Source organism: Rhodococcoides fascians A44A (assembly GCF_000760735.1).
GTDB lineage: Bacteria > Actinomycetota > Actinomycetes > Mycobacteriales > Mycobacteriaceae > Rhodococcoides > Rhodococcoides fascians_E.
Window position 1 is genome coordinate 869,729 of sequence record NZ_JMEX01000005.1, and the last position, 19,139, is coordinate 888,867.

The window sequence follows — 19,139 nt, forward strand, 5'->3', positions numbered from 1 at the left end:
CCCCCATCGCGGCCGTGTGTGCGATGGTTGAACGGTGACAGCGGGGAAGAGCAGTTGGTTGCTTGTCGATGTGGTCGATCTGCGGGCGATGTCGGTGGTGATGGTCGGAGACAAAGTGCGATCCGGTGTACCGCTGCAGTCGGTGGTGACTCGAAATCAGGACCGCATGCTGGAGGTTGTACGGGCATCGGTCCGCGCGAAGGACCCAGTCAGCGTGAGCATTTCGCGATCGAGACGCCTCACAGCAGTGCCAGTCATCGACAGCGTTCTCAGCCGTGTGCACGGGGTGTGGGTGAGCACTCACCCAGAGGAAGAACTCGTGGCAGTTCCTTCGCCGTCATGGTGCTTCGTATGGGATTTGGCCGAAGGATTCGCCTATCGTAGTGAGGCAGTGGGAATGTCGTCGAGCTGGGCCGATCTCGGTGTGCCGGTGCGGCGTCCGATCGCGGATGCATTGCGTGTGTTCGACATGGGAGATCACAACACCGCGGCTCTGGCCGGGCTCGCTCGTAAGTCCGGACGCAGCATCGATCGGTACACAGTGGTCGAACACCGCCCGGACGGTGATCGGCAAGTGCATTTCGTTGTGCACTCGGTCACTGAGGAGTCCGGGTCGTCGACTGAGAATGGCGCGCAAGTCCGGTTCCTTCGAGGGCTCTCGGTCGATATCGGCCATGCTCCACCCCAGTCGAGACCCCGACGATCGGCACTCGGGGATCGGATCGCGCAGGCGTTGACACCGCCGCGGCAGTACCGAGCCATCTCCGACCCCGATACGCTCAACCTGCTGTACTGGCACGGCCCTGCGGCCCCGCGCATCGCGTGGATGTCCGACAACACGACGGACAACCCGATCATCGATCCAGCGGACCTTCCTGCGGCGCAACGCGCAGTCGACGAGCTGCGCACATCCGGTCCGGGTCACAGCGTTGCGCTGACAGTCCGGTTCCTCACCATCGACGGCGGATACGAACCCGTCGAGCTGTCGGCGTCGCTACTCGACCTCGAATCGGGACAGTGCGCCTTGCTGGTTGTGCTGACCGTCGAGTAAACGGCACACCAAACGTTGCCATGCAGTGTCTGACTCCGTTTGGTAAGTTCCACAGCAATACGCTTCGGTGTGTGAAGTTCGATCCTGGGACACGTCGGGACGGTCTTCTTCCAGCCCCGTGTGGGAGCTGATGGGCATGCTCGCGTGAGCGTGCCGTGTCGCCGTTCCACCCGGCCCAGCATCTTGGCGCGACCTTGCTGGCCGGTCCGTACCCGAATCGACTTCCCTCCCATGAACCGGGAAGACAGAAATTGGAGTGAGCTGTGCACGTGAAAAATGTTGCTGTGTCATCCGGTTTGGTCGCGGCGATCGCATTGACGATCTTCGCCGTGCCCGCGTCTGCTCAGCCCAGCGTCGGTCCCGGTCCCACTACTGGCGAGGCGCAGGAGCAGGAGCAGCCAGTGGATCAGGATCGTGTCGAGCAGATCGACGCGGAGAAGTTGGTGCTCTTCAACGACCAGCTTGCCGCCGCCGGCAACGAGCAAATCCTCACAGGAACAGTGGCTCTGGAGTATCGCACCGACGGCAGCGTGGTGGGGTACCTCGCGGATGGCACCACCTACGAACGGTCCGCAGCGGCGCTGGAGAACAACCCGCTGCTCCGCGCCGGGATCGTCGACGAAATCAAGCGGGTCGTCGCAGCCTGCTTGGGCGTGTCACTGACTGCTACCGGATTCTGGGCCAGCATCGAAGCCGAGTTGACCAGTTGGGACCGGGCCGCGAAGTTCTTGGTACGTAGGCTCGGCGTGCTCGGCGCAGTCAGCTGCGCCGGTGGGATCATTTGGGAGTACATCTGATGAACGACGCACTGCTCAGAGCGGACCGGCGCACGAAAGACTTCTTCGGCGGCCCCGGTCTCGGAGTGATCGCCCTCGTTGTCGTTGTCGCAGTTGTCGTTCCGGTCGTTGTCTCTTCCGCGGGGTGGTCGACGTTCGGCGCTGCCGCTGTTGTGTATGCGGTCGCTATCGTGGCGGCGACGCTCGCTGTGGCGATACGCCGCGGAGCTGGACGTTCGAGCGTGGTGGCTGCCGGCGGAGCGGCGGCCATCGCGATCCTGTTCGTGGTTGGGTACACCGGGATCTTCAGCATGTCCGACGATGTCCGATGGTCCGGTTCGAGCGCGGTGACCGGGATGGTTCTCGGTTCACTGGTTCTCGGCCTGCTCGTTCGCCGAGGACGGGACAGTCGTTGACGGTGTGACGAACAGTCAGTATCCGGCAGCACCGCGGCGTACGGCAGTCATGACGCATGCCGCGGTGCTGCGCGTATCGGCCGGACCGACCGAAAAGTGAGACAGCCCAGCCTGCCAGCGAGGCGGTTATTCAACCGAATGGATAGCTGCGGGTAGTTTCCGCACCGTCATGCTGAAGTGACGACCACCGTTGATGCATCAACTGCGGATTTTTGATATCCGATTCTTTAATCAGTTCGGTGTGGTTGTGCAATTGTCCCGGAGTACAAGTTGGTCACCTTGTGAGTCCCCTAAATCGTCGGGAGGGGCGTAGCGCGGATGGAATTGGCGGGCTGCTTGCCGAAGATGCTGCGGACAGTTTCTTGCGACGCGAGGGTGTACAGAAGCTTGCGTCTCCCACAATACGATTGCCGCCTCCGTCGTCGTAAGCGATACGTACAGCAAATCCGCTACAACGCTGTGCAAGTCTGTGGTGCCGGGGTGACTGACATGGTCGCCGAAGGTCGATCTTCTCCGCGCATGATTGTCGTCGAGCCTGCGCCTCACCACGTGTCTTCGAGCATGCGGGGCCTGCAGCACTGGTATCCCGCGACAAGCAGAACTGCGACGCAACCGGTGAGAACCAGGATCGGGACGCCCCAGCCCCCGGAGAGCGTGTGCAGGAAACCGAAAGACAGCGGACCCGTCGCCGAGACCACGTAGCCCAATCCCTGCGTGAACCCGGACAGGCCGGATGATCCCGCCGGAGTCCGTGTCCGAAGGTTGATGAGCGTCAACGACATCGGGAACGTCATGGTGCCGAGCCCGACGAGGCAGACCCACACCACCGTTCCACTGGTCGGGGTGAAATGCAGGCCGGCGAATCCCACCAGGTAGAAGACAGCGGCGGCGACGACGAGGCCGTACGGGTTGCGCAGCCGAGCGCACAGCGACGGTGCGGCCAGTGACGCGATCAGCCCCATTCCGCCGAACGCGGCCACCGACGCCCCTGCTGCGGCCTCCCCGATGCCTGCGTCGGTGAGCACGGTCGGCAGCCACGTGAGCATCGCGTAGGTGATGAACGACGTCATTGCGAACATGCCGACCATCCCCCAGGCCAGCGACGACCGCCAGATACGACCCTGCGGCTTCTCGTGCACAGCGGACGTGCCGCCCTCGCCGGTCGTGTCCGCGACGTCGTGGCCGCGACGCGACATCACCACGCCCAGCCAGGGCAGGGCCGCGGCCAGGCCCACGAACGCCCAGATTCCGATGGACAGTCGCCACCCGTGTGCGTAGGCGACCGGCACCGCCAGCAACGGCGGGACCATGGTGCTGACCTGCAGTGCGCAGATGTACATGGTGCTCACGATGGCGAGTCGGTCGGAGAAGTACCGCTTCACCAGAGGTGGGATGACGACGTTGCCGATTCCCATTCCGGCGAGAGCCACCGCGGACAGGAGAATGAGCGACGCGGTGCCCGGAGCGAAGGCCCTCGTGGCCATGCCGACCGTCGTCAACGCCATCGCGAGAAGAGCAGCGCGTTCCATACCGGTTCGCTTGACCAGGACGGGCGTCAACAGTCCGAAGACGGCGAACATCGCCGGAGGAAGCATGCCGATGAGTCCCACGACGGACGACCCGAACTGCAGGTCGGTTCCGATACGGCCGAACAACGGGCTGATGGACGTCACTGCGGCGCGGAGCGTCAACGCGGAGACGATGATGGCGGCGAATACCAGGACGCGCCCGCGCAGAAGGTTCTGCGCCTCGGCGCCTGCCCCGGTCGCGGTCGTTGCGGTAGTACTCACGGCAGAAATCATAGGATGACCGGATCACCAGACGCAAAGAAGTTAAACTGGCCGCCGAACGACAAGTCGACAACATCGAACGACGACGGGGAGAGCACGGGTGCAGCAGGTTCAACGGTCCAGCCTGATCTCGCAGGTGACAGCGCAACTGCGGGCCGAGATCGTGGCCGAACGCTGGCCCGTCGGCACCCGAATCCCCACCGAAACCGAGCTCTGTGAACTGACCGGCACCGGCCGCAACACCGTCCGCGAGGCAGTGCAGGCCCTCGTGCACGCAGGAATGGTCGAACGCCGTCAAGGGTCGGGCACATTCGTGCTGGCGACCTCGGACCTGGGCGGAACGCTCGGCAAGTACTTCGCCGACGCGCAGGATCGCGACGTCACCGAGCTGCGACGCACCCTCGAAGTGACCGCGGCGATGCTGGCGGCCGAACGCCGCGACGCTGCCGACGTCGCCGCGTTGACCGCGGCACTCGCCGACAGGCACTCGGCGTGGGCGCACGACGGCACCGACACCGCGATCGCGGTCGATGCCAGATTCCACCGCGCCATCGTCGCGGCCAGTCACAATGCCATCTACCTCGAGTTCTACGACTCGCTGATGCCGATCATCGTCCAGACGATGCACCACCACGTCGCGGACCACGACAACGGATACGACGACGAGCACTCGGCACTGGTCGACGCCATCGTCCGCGGCGACGCCGAAGGCGCTCGCGCGGCATCACTGAGGTTCTTCGACGAACTCGAGGCGCCGGAACACTGACTCCCGAGCCCTCGGCGCTCAGAGCAGCAGCCTGACCAGGTCCGCGGTGCGCGCGAGACCGGGGAATGCCTCCGGGGTCGAACGCGGGTGGAGCGCATGAACGGAAAAACGAAAGATCAACGCGCGCAACAACATCTGCGGCCACTCCGGGAGATCTTCCCAACGCCCGATCAACGCGTCGTCGGCTCCGCCCCACGAGATCGCGTCGACGACCGTCACCGCGGCTGCCCAGGAGGCCGGCCTCCAGTACGGCGCGATGTCGGTGATACCCGGCGCCTCGCTTCCGTCGAACAACACGGTCCCGAACAGGTCACCGTGCACCAACTGATCACCGACACCCACCGGCTTGCGGAGGCTCGCAAGCTGCTTGATCAATTCCAGGCTCTGCTTGCCGTCCACCGAGGTGACCTCCGGCGCCCCGGCCGCACGAGCCACACGCAACGGCGTCGCCTCCCACGCTGCACGGTCCGCGGCGGTGAAGACGTCCGCATCGGACCACGGCGCGACGGGCGGCTGCACCAGAAAGCGCGGTCGTTCCAAGCCGGCAGTCGCGGCATGCAGCCTCACCGACAGGGAGACGACCTCGTCGTGCCGCGGTTCCGGCGAGCCGACGATGAACGTGTCCGCGCGCCAACTACTCACGACGTAGCGGCCGTCCGTCGACCGCACCGGGCGCGCCAAACGCAGACCGTCCACGGCCAAGGTCTCGCGCACCTTCGCGGACCACGCGGCTCGCGCGTGGTCGGCGACCGGGGACAGCACGACGTCGCCGAGCCTCCATCCACCGTCCCAATCCGCACCGAGAGGCACGGGAGGCACGTCGCGCAGCCCGAACGTGGAGATCACGTGCTGAGGGGGTTCCACTGAGCTCACGTTCGTCACGCTACCGTGGGCCGCTTCCGACAGGGAGGACGGCGCGCTAGTACACCGGAAGAGACGGATCGATCTGCCGAGCCCACGCGACGATGCCACCGTGCAGGTGAACAGCGTCGGCGAAGCCGGCCTTCTTCAGCACTGCCAACACCTCCGCCGACCGAATTCCGGTTTTGCAGTGCAGAACGATTCGGCGATTCTGCGGAAGCTCCGCCATCGCTTCACCGGACAGGAATCGACCCTTCGGAACGAGCGTCGCGCCGTCGATCCTGACGATGTCCCACTCCACCGGCTCACGCACGTCGATCAGCGCGATCTCGTCGGGCCCCTTCAACAACGCCGCGAGTTCCGCGGGGGTGATCGACGACGATTCGGCGGCATCGGCTGCCTCGTCGGTGACCACACCGCAGAATTCGTCGTAGTCGATCAGCTCGGTGACCGGACGCCGATCCGGGTCCCGCTGGACGCGCAGGGTTCGGTAACTCATCGACAACGCGTCGTAGATCATGAGCCGCCCCAGCAAGGTCTCACCGATTCCGGTGATCAGTTTGATCGCCTCGGTGACCATGATGGAACCGACGGACGCGCACAGCACACCGAGCACACCGCCTTCGGCGCACGACGGCACCAGTCCCGGCGGCGGCGCCTCCGGGTAGAGGTCGCGGTAGTTCAGCCCGAGACCACCGGGGGCGTCCTCCCAGAACACCGATACCTGGCCCTGGAACCGGTAGATCGACCCCCACACGTACGGCTTGCCCGCCAGGATCGCAGCGTCGTTGACCAGATACCGAGTCGCGAAATTGTCGGTGCCGTCCAGAATCAGGTCGTACTGCCGGAACAGGTCCACCGCGTTGCTGTTGTCGAGCCGAATCTGGTGCAGCCGCACGTCGACGCCGTCGTTGAGCTCGAGAATGGACTCACGCGCACTGACGGCCTTGGGCCGCCCCACATCGGACGCCCCGTGAATGACCTGACGCTGGAGGTTGGACAACTCGACGTCGTCGAATTCCACGATTCCCAGCGTGCCCACCCCGGCTGCGGCCAGGTACAGCAGAGCAGGCGAGCCGAGGCCCCCGGCGCCGATGACGAGCACACGCGCGGCGCGCAGACGTCGCTGACCGACAGTTCCGACATCGGGAATGATCAGGTGGCGGCTGTAGCGGGCGACCTCGTCGTAGGACAACGGGCCCGACGGTTCCACCAGGGGCGGCAACACGCTCATCGACTTGCTTTCTCCTCGCGGGCACCGCCGACCGTGGCCCGGGTGCCACGGCGGCGGACTTCATGCCACGCTACTCGCCGACATCAGCCTCGCGGATACGGCCACGGATTGAATCGGCACGTCTTTCCGTCCATCGGAACCACGCCCTCCGGATCGAGTCGGGCGATGTCGTCGTTGGCGGTTCCGAACGTCTGCTGCATCATCACCGGCGCCAATCCGCCGTCCGTTTCACACGGCTGATGTTGCTGGTATCCGATGGCGTGCCCGACTTCGTGGTTGATCTGGTACTGCCGGTACGAACCGATGTCACCCTGGAACGCGATGGCCCCCCGAACCCAGCGCGGCTCGTTGAGCACGACGCGGCCGATACCGGGGTTGTAGCAGGACACTTCGAGTTGAATGTCGTACCCGCAGGCCTGCCGAATGCTCATCTGCGACGTCAGCGAGATGCGGAAATCCGGTTCGCCCTGATCGATCCGTCGAAACGCGAAGCGTTGATCGTTGGTCCAGCTCTTCGGATTGCCCAACGTCTGATCGACGAGTCGGCCGAACGACTCCTCGCCGCCGAAACCGTCCGTGTCGACACCGTCCTCGACCTCGACCGTGTAGGTGAACACCCGTTCGCTCCCCTGGCCCACCTGACCGGTCGATCCGGGAACGACATGCCACGTCCCCGCACCCTGGACCGTGAACGAACCACCGTCGGGCAGCTCACCGGAGGGAACGGAATCCGCGAAGTTGCCGTCCGCAGCAGGCGGAACACCGATCACACCCGTCGAATCCCCACTCGGGCTGAGGGCACCGAAACCTGGATCAGCCGGTTGATCGATACCCGTCGACGCCGTCGTCGTCGGCTCACCGGTACGAACCGCATCGAAAACCACCAACGACGTCACCACCAACAGAACCGGAACCGCATAGGCGCGCCAGCCGTACACCGACGTGAACTTGCCCAGCTTGGACTGCTTCTTCGCCTGCCGAGGCGGTCGCGGCGCCCGAGTGCGAGCCGACTCGTCGCGCGCCGTCGGATCCCACTGAGCCCGCAGAGGTTGGTGAGAACCCCGGCCGCCGACACCACGGGAAAAGTCCCCGTCCCGGCTCCGGCCCTCGACCGGGTGACGCCGCTCGACGCGCCGTGCGGCAGAGGCCGGACGCTGGTCGTCGTACTCGTCGTCGGCCCACGCCCTCCCGCTGCGTCGCGGCCCACCTCGGTCACTCACCTCGCCAGAATCTCACAGTCGCCGGCATACGCCGTTCGCCGCGCCGATGTTTGTACTTCAGAACAATCCCCACACCGCCGTAGTGCACGCGAAACGGGGTGAGAGCGCCGTTTCTCTGGTATTCGTCACTGCGACTGGCGCACCGCCGTCCCGACGATGCGGCGCGCTGCGGGTATCGTTGCTCCACGACCTGCGCTACGGACACCCCTTCGGCGCGGTGACGATGCGGATGGGAACTTCTTACATGACAGAACTGGCGGATCGAATGTCCTCGGACCGTTCGACCTCACAGGCGAACCGGCGCAGCGCACGGTTGCCTCGCGACGCACGCCGCGCGCAACTCCTCGCGGCTGCGAGCGAAGTGTTCGTCAGTCGCGGATATCACGCGTCGGGAATGGACGAGATCGCCGAGTGCGCCGGCGTCAGCAAGCCGGTGCTCTACCAGCACTTCCCCGGCAAGCTCGAGCTTTACCTTGCGGTGCTGCAGAGCTACGTCGACACCCTGATCGCCGGCGTGCGTCAGGCCCTTCGTTCGACGACCGACAACCGCAAGCGCGTCCGAGCTGCCGTACTCGCGTTCTACGACTTCGTCGACACCGACACCCAGGGATTCCGGCTCGTGTTCGAGTCAGATCTGATGGGCGACCCTCAGGTCAACGCCCGGGTGGAGCAGGCGACAGAAGCGTGCGTCGACGCGGTGTTCGACCTCGTTGCACACGATTCCGGCCTCGACCCGTACCGCGCCCGAGTGCTCGCTGTCGGACTCGTCGGAGCAAGTCAGTTCACAGCACGCTACTGGCTGGAAGCGGACCGCCCGATCTCCAAGGAAGACGCCGTCGACACCACCGTGTCGCTGGCATGGGGAGGCCTGTCCCACGTGCCGCTCCAAGCTCCCTAGACATCGGCACTGCCGTACTCGCACACTGCCTACCCGGACACCGGAAGAGGGGCCGCGCATCGACTGCGCGGCCCCTCTTCTCGTGTGCATCCCGTGCACTTACACCGTGGCGAAACCGACCTTGCGGGCGTCGGCCGGACCGATCTCCACGTACGCGACTCGCGCCGACTGGACCAGGTACTTACGCCCCTTCTCGTCCACCAGCGACAGGACGTCCTTCTTGCCGGCGAGTGCCTCGGCGACGAGCGCCTCGACCTCCTCGGGCGACTGGGCGCTGTTCACGACGAGCTCGCGAGAGCTTTCCGACACACCGATCTTGACCTCCACGGCCAACCTCCGAACTCAGTAGAGAAACTTCAGCTGCTTCGACCAGGCTAGTGCAGCCACGCGGCGGCGGTGACGTCCGACGGTGTGCTGTCAGCGAACACCGTGGTCTCAGACCAGGCCGAGCACCCGCATGCGCTCCGCGTGCTGCTCCTGCATCCGATCGAACAGAGCGGCGACACCGTTCAGATCACCCGATGCCGTGATCACCAGATCGGTCAGACTCTCGCGTTGCGCGAGCACGTACTGCGCCTGCGTGATCGCCTCACCGAGCAGTCTGCGCCCCCACAACATCAGCCGCGCCTTGTCCTGCGAGCTGGCGGACACCCGGGTGGACACCTCGTGCACGACGAACTCCGAGTGACCCGTCTCGGCAAGCACCTCTCGTACCGTCGCCGCGACGGCCGGGTCGAGAGTGTGCGCGATCTCGCGGTAGAAATCAGCGGCCAACCCGTCGCCGACGTAAGCCTTGACCAACACCTCGAGCCACGTCGACGGGTTGGTCGACGCATGGTAATCGTCCAACGCACGCACGAAAGGATCCATCGCGGAGTACACGTCGAGACCGCGATCCGACAACGCGGACACGAGGGTCTCGAAGTGGTTCATCTCGGCCGCCGCCATACTCGCCAACGCCACCCGCCCCTGCATCGACGGGGCCGACCGCGCGTCCTCGGCCAGGCGGTAGAACGCCGAGATCTCCCCGTACGCGAGCACCGCGTACAGCTCGGACACTCCCGGATGATCGAACGGAATCCGCGGCTGCGCATCGGAGGTTTCCGTGGCATCGGGAAGGGCTTCCGGGGTGGTCGGTAGGGCGTCGGCGGCGAACGATTCAGGCGAGTGGGCTCCCATGAGAATCGATCGTAGTCGCGCCCGACGCACGTGCGCGCTGTCACCGAAACGCGATGCCTCTCACGTCCCGCAAAGCTCGGAATACGGGTTTTGGGCGGTCGGCAAGCTACCATGGTGCACGGATCGACGCCCGGACCGATGACACGGACCGATTTTCCACGCGTCGAACCACACCGACAATGTGTGCGCACCTGATCCGGGTCGCTACGACTGCTTCGCCGCCTGTCGAGTACCACTACGTTCCACCGACACGGCTGAGGCTCGAGGCGAAATCACAGACCAGGATCGAGGGCATCGACTTCGGCCGGCAATAGGCCTGTGCCCTTCCTTGTGCGTACGTGTGAACACGAGGAAGGCCAGACCCCTGAGCAAGATCGTTATCGACCAAGAATCCGACACCGGCGACACCACCTTGTCCGCCCAGCTCGACGACACACACGTACCCCCGACCTTCGCGGAACTCGGTGTTCGCGAGGACATCGTCAAGTCCCTGACGGCCATCGGCATCGAGCGGACCTTCGCCATCCAGGAGTTGACCCTCCCCCTCGCCCTCGCCGGAGACGACCTCATCGGTCAGGCCAGGACCGGAATGGGCAAGACATACGGCTTCGGCGTACCGCTCCTGCACCGCATAGCCACGACCGACTCCGGCACCGCGGCACTCGACGGAACACCCCGCGCGCTCGTCATCGTCCCCACCCGCGAACTGTGTGTTCAGGTGACCTCGGATCTGACCAATGCGTCCAAGTTCCTGAAGTCCGGCGGCAAGTCCGTCGAGATCCTGTCCATCTACGGCGGGCGTCCCTACGAGGCCCAGATCGCACAGCTGCAGAAGGGCGTCGACGTCGTCGTCGGCACCCCCGGTCGTCTCCTCGATCTCGCCAAACAGGGCCACCTCATCCTCGGCAAGATCGGCGTCCTCGTTCTCGACGAGGCCGACGAGATGCTCGACCTCGGATTCCTCCCCGACATCGAGCGCATCCTCGGCATGGTGCCCAGCGGTCCCTCGGCTCATTCCGCAGGCTCCACTCGCGGTCCCTCGGCCGGAGGCTCCGCGCGTGGTCGCCAGACGATGCTGTTCTCGGCCACCATGCCCGGACCGATCATCACGCTCGCACGCACGTTCCTGACACAGCCCACGCACATCCGTGCCGAGGAAGCAGAGTCCTCCGCCGTGCACGATCGCACCGCGCAGCACATCTACCGCGCGCACGCTCTCGACAAGGTCGAGATGGTGTCCAAGGTCCTCCAGGCAGAAGGCCGCGGAGCGACCATGATCTTCACCCGCACCAAGCGCACCGCGCAGAAGGTCTCCGAGGAACTCCTCGAACGCGGGTTCGCCGTGGGTGCCGTGCACGGTGACCTCGGACAGATCCAGCGCGAAAAGGCACTGAAGAAGTTCCGGACCGGCGGCATCGACGTCCTGGTCGCGACCGATGTGGCAGCGCGAGGCATCGACATCGACGACGTCACTCACGTCATCAACTACCAGTGCCCAGAGGACGAGAAGACCTACGTCCACCGCATCGGCCGCACCGGCCGCGCAGGCCGCACCGGCATCGCCGTGACCCTCGTCGACTGGGACGACATCCCTCGCTGGCAGCTGATCGACAAAGCGCTGAACCTCGGAATCCCGGACCCGGTCGAGACCTACTCGAGCTCACCGCACCTCTTCGAGGAACTGGGCATCCCCGACGGCGTGACCGGCTCGATCAAGAAGGCGCCGGAGCGGACCGAACGCGCGCACACGGGCGACAACGGCGAAGTCACCGACAGCGTCGACAGTGCCGTCGATTCGGATGCAGCAGCCGAACCTTCTCGGCCACGCCGAACCCGCGCCCGCCGTCGCACCCGCGGCGGCAAGGCCGATGCAGCTACAACCAACGGCACAGCCGCAGCTGCAACCAACGGCACAGCCGCAGGCGGGGATACGTCCTCGGACAGCGCCCCGACCGAGTCGGGCACCAGCGGTGACGCCCCGTCCGGTGACGGCGCAGCACCCAAGCGTCGGCGTCGCCGCCGCCGCTCGCCCGCCTCGTCCGGACAGCCGAGCTCCACCCCCGAGTCGTCGCCCGCGTCAGCACCGGCAGCCGAGTAGCCTTCTTCTGTGCTTGCACCCGAACGTCGTCGACGCTCGGATCTCGTCGCCGCGGCAACCATTCTGGTTGTCGCGGTGCTCGCTGCCGGGGTCATCTGGTTCCGAAGCGACGCACACGGCACGACGTCCGAGACCGCGCCCACTCCACTGCCGCGGGCCACCACCGCACTCACCGTGCCCGCGTCGTTGACCGAAGTGTGGCGAGCGCAGAGCCCGCTCACGTCGACACCGGTGGTCACCGGCAGCGCCGTGGTGAGCGGTGACGACGGCGGAGTGGACGGTCTGGATCCGTCCACCGGTGAGACAGCGTGGAGCTACCGCAGGGACGTTCCGCTCTGCGCAGTGACAAGTGCATGGAACACCGCCGTCGCCGTGTTCGCCGACGACCGCGGATGCGCACAGGTCACCGAACTGGACGGGGCGACGGGATCACGCAAAGCTCAGCGATCCAGCGACGCAGATTCCGAAGTCCGTCTCAGCGACGACGGAACCTACGTCACATCCCTGGGTGACACGCGCATGGAACTCTGGCGGTCGGACCTCGTACGGACCCTCGAGTACGGACGGGTCGACGCCCCGCAGAACCCCGGCACCCAACCTCGCACCGGCTGCACCCTGCTGTCCACCGCGTCGAACAGTTCCCGCGTAGCGGTACTCGAGCAGTGCCCCGAGGAATCTGGTGCACGGCTGACCACCATGAACCCGGCACCGAAGGACGCCACCGAACCTCAGGAGTACGGCTCCAGCGTCGTCGCGTCGTTGACCAGCGCCGACGGCCCAGTGGAGGGAGCGCGCGTCCTCATCGCCTCGGGGGATCGGGTGGCGTTGTCGATCCCACCGCATTCCGGTGAACCAGCGAAGGTCGCCTTGTTCGACGGCAATGCTCAGCCTCTCACCGAATTCGATCTTCCGGACGGGACGGTGCCCGAGGTACCGGCCGATCTGTATCCGACGGTCGTCAAGGCCGCGAACGTCTTCAGTTGGTGGACCGGATCCAGCACTGTCGCACTGGATCTGAGCGATCTGTCACCGCAGTGGACCGTGCCCGGCGCGCTCGGCCCCGGCACACTGATGGCCGGACGCCTGCTGTTGCCGGTCCAGGACGGCACAGCGGTCATCGATCCGTCGACGGGTACCGCCGAACGAACGATCCCGGTCGACCGCGGTGACTACTCCGGCCCGGTCGGACTCGCCGTCGTCGGCGACGTACTCATCGAACAACGCGGTACCGACCTGGTTGCACTCTCCGGCACGGAGGGTCAGTCCTCGGGCGAATAGGTGCGGAGCGGGGATCCGTTCTCCCAGTGCTCCAACAGGTTCCCCGCCAGGTCTCGATACGCCTGCGCACCCTTGCTCTTTCGACCCGACAACACCGTCGCCCCCGACGCCGACGCCTCCGCGAAACGCACCGTCCGAGGAATGGGCGGATCGAGAACCGGAAGGGAGTAGCGGTCGGAGACATCACCGAGAACGTCGCGGCTGTGCGTGGTGCGTGCGTCGAACAACGTGGGGAGCGCGCCGAGGAGCGACAGTTCGGAATTGGTGATCTGCTGAACTTCCGAGACCGTCCGCAGCAGCTGCCCGACGCCGCGGTGAGCAAGTGTTTCGCATTGCAGCGGCACCAGTACCGACCGGGCGGCCGTCAACCCGTTGAGTGTCAACACACCCAACGACGGCGGGCAGTCGATGATCACGACGTCGTAGTCGTCGAGAATCGGCGCCAGCGCTCGCTTCAGCGCGTATTCACGGCCCGCACGCATGAGCAACAGTGCCTCGGCGCCCGCGAGATCGATCGTTGCCGGAAGCAGGTCGATACCCTCGTCGGTCTCGAGCAGCGCCTCGGCCACCGGGGTATCCCCCGTCAGGACCTCGTGCACGGACGTCTCGAGTTTGTCCGGGTTGTGCCCGAGGGAGAACGTCAGGCACCCCTGCGGGTCGAGATCGACCACCAGAACCCGCCGGTCCAGTGCATGAAGCGCGGCCGCAAGTGAAGCCACCGTGGTGGTTTTCGCGACGCCGCCCTTTTGATTCGCTACCGCCAGTACTGTCGTCACGCCCCCGATCCTTGCCTACATCGGGGCGATCGGCCAGAGCGAGCGGGTCGTGGGCGCGTCGGGAAGGGGCCAGGAACAGTCCCGGTCCGACGCGCCCGTCACCGAAATCAGTGCAGCATAACCGGTTTGGCGCTGTCCGCACCCTCTGCCGGAGTGATCTTCTTCCGGGGCAGGAAGAACGCCGGCACGAAGGTCAGCACGATGAGCACGAGCGCGACCATGAACGTGGAGCCGAACGCTCCCGCCGAGATGTCGAGAGCCTCGACCGGAGACGTCGCCTTCGCGACGTCCTTCAACTGATTGGTCAGCACCACGGACATGACCGCCGTACCGATCGAGCCCGCCGTCTGCTGCACGATGTTCATCAACGTCGATCCTCGCGCGACGTTGTGATCGGTGAGCGTCTGCAGAGCAGCGGTCATGATCGGCATCATCGTCGCACCGAGACCCATGCCCATGACGAACAGCGCACCGAGCAGAATCACGTACGAGGTGTCGGCACCGACCTGTGTGAAGACAGCCATGCCCGCGGTGATGAACACCATGCCCGCGAGCACGATCTTGCCGGGGCCCATGCGGTCCGCGAGGGTGCCCGCGATGGGCATCGTCAACATCGCGCCGATTCCCTGGGGCGCCAGCAACAGACCTGCAGCCAGAGTCGTCTCCCCGCGGATCTGCAGGAAGTAGCTCGGGAACAGCAGACCCGCGCCCATGAACGCAACCATGAACAGGACGGTCGTCAGGACCGCCACGGTGAGCGCCCGGTTGGCGAACAACCTGAGGTCGATCAACGGATGCTCGGTGCGAAGGGCATGGAAGACGAACAGGACGATCAACACGAAACCGACGATCGCCGGCACCAGCACGCGAACAGCCCACACCGTCTCGGTCTCGGGAATCGAGGACACTCCGAACAGGAACAGTGCGAGGCCGGGAGAGAGCATCAGCATGCCGACGAAGTCGAACGATTCCGACGGCGTCGGATCGTCCTTCGGGAAGATGACGATTGCTGCGATCAGCGCGACCGCGCCGATCGGAACGTTGATCAGGAAGATCCAGTGCCAGCTCGCAGCCTCCAGCAGCCATCCGCCGAGGATCGGGCCGCTGATGGGTCCGAGAAGCATCGGCACGCCCAGCACGGCCATGACACGACCGATCCGCTCGGGACCTGCGGCCCTGGTCATGATCGTCATGCCGAGCGGCATCAGCATGCCGCCGCCCAGTCCCTGAAGCACACGGAAAGCGATGAGCGTGGTGATGTCCCACGCGAAGCTGCAGAGCACCGAGCCGAGCACGAACAGCACGAGAGCGGTGATGTACAGGCGCTTGGTACCGAACCTGTCCGCCGCCCAGCCGGTCAGCGGAATCACCGTCGCCAGCGCCAGCGTGTATCCCGTCATCGTCCAGGCGACAGTCGCGTACGTCGCGTCGAACACGTCCATGAACGTGGGAAGCGCGACGCTCACCACGGTGACGTCGAGAATGGACATGATGGCGCCGAGAACGACGACACCCGCGATCTTGAGGACGGCGGAGTCGAGCTTGTCCGGCTTCACCGGATTCGGACTTACCCCTGGCTGCGTCATGGTCGATCGTCCTTCGTGTCTCGGTGAGCAGGAACACTGCCCACCATCTGCCTGAACACGCACGACAACGTGCGCGGTGTGTCCGTTCCGTCGGTGGACCATCCGTCCCCGAGAAGTTCGATGCATCCCCGGGCAGCCCCCATGCGCGAGCAACCGAGTGCGTCGCGCGACCGGAACAGTATCCACCGACGGCCCGTCCGACTCAATCCGTTTTGTACGGGTAACCACCTGCAGGCCTGTGACACCCGACACGGCATCATTGCTTCCATGAGCGCCACCCCCACCTCGACCCCTGATTCCGGGACTACTGCTTCCGGACGTGTAGTTCTGTTGCGCCACGGCCAGACCGAATGGGCCACCTCGGGACGGCACACCGGCACGACGGACGTTCCACTGACCGACGTCGGAGAACGCCAAGCGGCCGCGGCAGGCGAACTCGTCGGCGAGCTCGGCCTGCGTGACCCGTTGATCGTCAGCAGTCCACGAACACGGGCGCTGCGGACCGCGCAGCTCGCGGGGCTGACCGTCGAACGGGAGTGGGACGCACTGTCCGAGTGGGACTACGGAGACTACGAAGGAAAGACCTCCGCCGAGATCCAACGGACGGTGCCGCACTGGACCGTGTGGACCCATCCGTGTCCGGGTGGCGAGTCCGTCGAGCAGGTCGGCGCACGCGCGGACCTGGTGCTGTCGGTGATTCTTCCGGCCCTGGGCGAACGCGACGTGGTCCTCGTCGGACACGGACATTTCTCGAGGGCTCTGCTGACTCGCTGGCTGGAACTGCCGGTCTCCGAGGGCAAGAGGTTCGCCCTCTCCCCTGCCGCGTATTCGGTCCTCGGGTTCGAGCACTCGTTCCGGCAGGTCGTGGTGCACAACATCCATCCGTCGGTTCGGACCGGAGTTGCATCGTGATTCGGCGGGCCACCGACCGAGACGTCGACGCCATCACCGGCCTGATCCACGAACTGGCGGAGTACGAGAAGCTGCGGGAGCAGTGCACCGTGCGTCCGGATCAGATCCGCTCGGCCCTGTTCGGTGCCGATCCGTCGGTGTTCGCACACGTCGCGGACGTCGACGGTCAGGTCGTCGGGTTCGCGATGTGGTTCCTCAGTTTCTCGACGTGGGACGGCGTGAACGGCATCTACCTCGAAGACCTGTACGTCAAGCCGGAGCTCAGGGGGTCGGGAATCGGATCCGACCTGCTCGCTGCACTCGCTGCCGAGTGCGTGACGCACGGGTACACCAGACTCGGCTGGTCTGTGCTGGATTGGAACACGCCGTCGATCGGCTTCTACGAATCTCTCGGAGCGGTGGCACAGAGCGAATGGACAGCGTTCCGCCTCGGAGGCGAACCACTCAGGGCACTCGCAGCGCGCGCATCCGCCCGCAGCTAGAGCGTCTCGTCGTCGGCATCGACGTACTGCGCTGCCATCCACCTCGACGACGGCGGGCTGAACAGCAGCGCGAGTATCGCCAGAGCGCCCGCACCGAGCAGCACACCGTACAGGGGCTGGTGAGAATCGGTCAGCAAGGACCACACGACCGGCAACAGCAACAGTTGAACGACGAGGGCGATTGCCCGTCCCCACCGCTGACCCAGAATGAGAGCGACTCCCGCCGTACCGACGGCAACGCCGATCACCGCGAACCAACCAGCCGTTCCGTACCCGTTCGCAACCTGGTCCTCCACGCCGTTCATCGCGCGAACGAGAAGGACCACCGCTGCGACGAGGGCAACCGCTCCTTCCACCGCGACGAGAACTCCTGCGGCCCTGAACGCAGGTGGAGGCACCGAGGGCAGGGATGGCGTGGACACCGGTAAAGCCTAGAACACCGATCCTGCCCGACAGGGTTCTGTCCCGACGGCACCCCGTGACCGATACCGGCGCGACACCGATACCGGACCGACGCCGATACCGGACCGACGCCGAGAACCGGATAGGCTGACGCCCCGTGCGCGCGCTGCTGATCGTGAACCCGAATGCAACGTCGACCACGCCGGCGGCCCGCGACCTTCTGGCCCACGCGCTGTCGAGTCGGGTGCGCGTCACCACGGCACACACGACCCACCGCGATCATGCTGCGGAACTGGCACGCCAGGCCCGCGAGGACGGTGTCGGTCTGGTCATCGTCCACGGTGGAGACGGCACCGTGAACGAGGTGATCAACGGGCTGCTCGGGGTCCCACTGCCCACATCGATGCGCGCCGTCACGATCGGTCCCATCCCGGCTCTGGCCGTGGTCCCCGGCGGAAGCGCCAACGTCTTCGCACGCTCACTCGGAATCCACGCCGACCCGGTTGCCGCCACCAATCAGCTGATCGACCTTCTTGCCGCGCGATCGCGCCGCACCATCGGTCTCGGCCACTGCGACAACAGGTGGTTCACGTTCAACGCCGGTCTGGGTCTCGACGCCGACGTGTGCCAGGCGATCGACGCGGGCCGAAAGGACGGCGGACCCGTCTCCGCGACTCGGTACGTTCGCGCCGCCGTCAGCGCCTTCTTTCGCAACAAACGACGTGATCCGAAACTCACCGTCGAAATTCCAGATCACGATCCGGTAACGGGCGTGCATTACGCTTTCGTTTCCAACTCGAGTCCGTGGACCTATCTGAACGAGCGTCCGGTGCACACCAATCCGGGCACCTCGTTCGACACCGGACTCGGACTCTTCGCGATGCGGACGACGCGCGTCCTGCCGAGCCTGAACGTATCTCGCCAACTCCTGTCGGCAGGCGCGGAACCCAAGTCACGCAAGCTCTTTCGAGTCGACGACGTTCCACGCATCAAGATCACGTCCAGCGAACCCATCGGGTTGCAAATGGACGGAGACTTCCTCGGATTGCGCACCGAGGCCGAATTTCACTCGACACCGTCGGCGCTCGAGGTCATCGCGGAGAACAGGTCCTGATACTGCCCGAATGGGTAGTTTTCAACCGGTTTTCGACGCACCCAGACCGGGCCCCGTGGGCAGCGTCATAGCGTTTTTGCTGGGAAAACCTCTGCACATTGCCCCTCGAGCGGGTACAAAGGAGCGCAGGAGGCTTAAGGCAGCCTAACAGAGTGAGCTTGACCACGGACGCGCGGCTATCTCTTGACTTCCCCTAAGTTCGTGAAAGCATTCACAAGCAACAGTGCGGAAACATTGGATACGCACGAGTGAACATCAGTCGAAAACGCAACGACACAGATCGCGGTAACAACAATCAAC

The 19,139-nt window shown here is 65.3% G+C and carries 19 protein-coding genes and 1 pseudogene; 11 read left to right on the forward strand and 9 right to left on the reverse strand.

Going from position 1 to position 19,139, the window contains the following annotated elements; translation table 11 throughout:
* Nucleotides 1–34 precede the first annotated feature (34 nt).
* The 4 genes and pseudogenes from BH95_RS29770 to BH95_RS07880 form a co-directional block, all read left to right on the forward strand.
* Nucleotides 35–289, forward strand: a pseudogene (locus BH95_RS29770) (GAF domain-containing protein); the annotation flags it as partial.
* Nucleotides 290–397: 108 nt separating this feature from the next.
* Complete coding sequence (locus BH95_RS07870) at nucleotides 398–1,051, forward strand: hypothetical protein (RefSeq protein WP_244164904.1); 654 nt, start codon at nucleotides 398–400, stop codon at nucleotides 1,049–1,051.
* A 284-nt stretch (nucleotides 1,052–1,335) separates the two neighbouring features.
* Nucleotides 1,336–1,848, forward strand: a complete 513-nt coding sequence (locus tag BH95_RS07875; protein ID WP_019666079.1) for a hypothetical protein — start codon at nucleotides 1,336–1,338, stop codon at nucleotides 1,846–1,848.
* Nucleotides 1,848–2,243, forward strand: coding sequence for a hypothetical protein (locus tag BH95_RS07880; RefSeq protein WP_019666080.1), 396 nt, complete (start codon nucleotides 1,848–1,850; stop codon nucleotides 2,241–2,243). The genes BH95_RS07875 and BH95_RS07880 overlap by 1 nt, the downstream gene beginning before the upstream one ends.
* A 542-nt stretch (nucleotides 2,244–2,785) precedes the next feature.
* Here the strand turns inward: BH95_RS07880 and BH95_RS07885 are convergent.
* Entirely contained in the window at nucleotides 2,786–4,033 is a 1,248-nt protein-coding gene (locus BH95_RS07885) for an MFS transporter (RefSeq protein WP_037181527.1), read from the reverse strand.
* Between the two features lie 100 nt (nucleotides 4,034–4,133).
* Here BH95_RS07885 and BH95_RS07890 point away from each other — a divergent pair, with 100 nt between their 5' ends.
* On the forward strand, nucleotides 4,134–4,799 hold the full coding sequence (locus BH95_RS07890) for a FadR/GntR family transcriptional regulator (protein ID WP_037181528.1): 666 nt from the start codon (nucleotides 4,134–4,136) through the stop codon (nucleotides 4,797–4,799).
* An 18-nt stretch (nucleotides 4,800–4,817) separates the two neighbouring features.
* Here the strand turns inward: BH95_RS07890 and BH95_RS07895 are convergent, their stop codons facing one another.
* The 3 genes from BH95_RS07895 to BH95_RS07905 form a co-directional block, all read right to left on the reverse strand.
* Nucleotides 4,818–5,672, reverse strand: a complete 855-nt coding sequence (locus BH95_RS07895) for a TIGR02569 family protein (protein ID WP_026347942.1) — start codon at nucleotides 5,670–5,672, stop codon at nucleotides 4,818–4,820.
* Between the two features lie 46 nt (nucleotides 5,673–5,718).
* Nucleotides 5,719–6,894, reverse strand: a complete 1,176-nt coding sequence (gene moeZ, locus BH95_RS07900; RefSeq protein WP_033190542.1) for an adenylyltransferase/sulfurtransferase MoeZ — start codon at nucleotides 6,892–6,894, stop codon at nucleotides 5,719–5,721.
* Nucleotides 6,895–6,977: 83 nt separating this feature from the next.
* Nucleotides 6,978–8,114: a DUF3152 domain-containing protein gene (locus BH95_RS07905; protein WP_037181529.1), complete on the reverse strand. Its 1,137-nt coding sequence runs from the start codon at nucleotides 8,112–8,114 to the stop codon at nucleotides 6,978–6,980.
* A 244-nt stretch (nucleotides 8,115–8,358) separates the two neighbouring features.
* Here BH95_RS07905 and BH95_RS07910 point away from each other — a divergent pair, with 244 nt between their 5' ends.
* Nucleotides 8,359–9,012: a TetR/AcrR family transcriptional regulator gene (locus BH95_RS07910; RefSeq protein ID WP_019666086.1), complete on the forward strand. Its 654-nt coding sequence runs from the start codon at nucleotides 8,359–8,361 to the stop codon at nucleotides 9,010–9,012.
* A 99-nt stretch (nucleotides 9,013–9,111) separates the two neighbouring features.
* On the opposite strand, the gene BH95_RS07915 is transcribed toward BH95_RS07910, so the two are convergent.
* Both BH95_RS07915 and BH95_RS07920 read right to left on the reverse strand, forming a co-directional pair.
* Nucleotides 9,112–9,339 carry a DUF3107 domain-containing protein gene (locus BH95_RS07915; protein WP_026347943.1) on the reverse strand — a complete coding sequence of 76 codons (228 nt, stop codon included), beginning with the start codon at nucleotides 9,337–9,339 and terminating at the stop codon, nucleotides 9,112–9,114.
* 108 nt (nucleotides 9,340–9,447) lie between these two features.
* Entirely contained in the window at nucleotides 9,448–10,191 is a 744-nt protein-coding gene (locus BH95_RS07920; protein WP_033190541.1) for a ferritin-like fold-containing protein, read from the reverse strand.
* Nucleotides 10,192–10,531: 340 nt separating this feature from the next.
* Between BH95_RS07920 and BH95_RS07925 the strand changes: the two genes are divergently transcribed.
* Entirely contained in the window at nucleotides 10,532–12,289 is a 1,758-nt protein-coding gene (locus BH95_RS07925; protein ID WP_196806178.1) for a DEAD/DEAH box helicase, read from the forward strand.
* 9 nt (nucleotides 12,290–12,298) lie between these two features.
* Nucleotides 12,299–13,567 carry an Rv3212 family protein gene (locus tag BH95_RS07930; RefSeq protein ID WP_037181530.1) on the forward strand — a complete coding sequence of 423 codons (1,269 nt, stop codon included), beginning with the start codon at nucleotides 12,299–12,301 and terminating at the stop codon, nucleotides 13,565–13,567.
* Here BH95_RS07930 and BH95_RS07935 read toward each other — a convergent pair.
* The gene (locus tag BH95_RS07935; RefSeq protein WP_020112107.1) at nucleotides 13,549–14,343 is read right to left on the reverse strand and encodes a ParA family protein; all 795 of its coding nucleotides are present in this window, start codon (nucleotides 14,341–14,343) and stop codon (nucleotides 13,549–13,551) included. The two genes, BH95_RS07930 and BH95_RS07935, sit on opposite strands and share 19 nt — an antisense overlap.
* 107 nt (nucleotides 14,344–14,450) lie before the next feature.
* Nucleotides 14,451–15,929, reverse strand: coding sequence for a DHA2 family efflux MFS transporter permease subunit (locus tag BH95_RS07940; RefSeq protein WP_026347944.1), 1,479 nt, complete (start codon nucleotides 15,927–15,929; stop codon nucleotides 14,451–14,453).
* A gap of 267 nt (nucleotides 15,930–16,196) precedes the next feature.
* On the opposite strand from BH95_RS07940, the gene BH95_RS07945 reads away from it, so the two are divergent.
* A complete protein-coding gene (locus BH95_RS07945) occupies nucleotides 16,197–16,841 on the forward strand; it encodes an acid phosphatase (RefSeq protein ID WP_179275226.1) in 645 nt (214 codons plus the stop codon).
* On the forward strand, nucleotides 16,838–17,323 hold the full coding sequence (locus tag BH95_RS07950) for a GNAT family N-acetyltransferase (RefSeq protein WP_037181531.1): 486 nt from the start codon (nucleotides 16,838–16,840) through the stop codon (nucleotides 17,321–17,323). The genes BH95_RS07945 and BH95_RS07950 overlap by 4 nt, the downstream gene beginning before the upstream one ends.
* Here BH95_RS07950 and BH95_RS07955 read toward each other — a convergent pair.
* A complete protein-coding gene (locus BH95_RS07955) occupies nucleotides 17,320–17,745 on the reverse strand; it encodes a hypothetical protein (RefSeq protein WP_020112108.1) in 426 nt (141 codons plus the stop codon). The two genes, BH95_RS07950 and BH95_RS07955, sit on opposite strands and share 4 nt — an antisense overlap.
* 137 nt (nucleotides 17,746–17,882) lie before the next feature.
* Here BH95_RS07955 and BH95_RS07960 point away from each other — a divergent pair, with 137 nt between their 5' ends.
* The gene (locus BH95_RS07960) at nucleotides 17,883–18,839 is read left to right on the forward strand and encodes a diacylglycerol/lipid kinase family protein (RefSeq protein ID WP_019666098.1); all 957 of its coding nucleotides are present in this window, start codon (nucleotides 17,883–17,885) and stop codon (nucleotides 18,837–18,839) included.
* Nucleotides 18,840–19,139 lie beyond the last annotated feature (300 nt).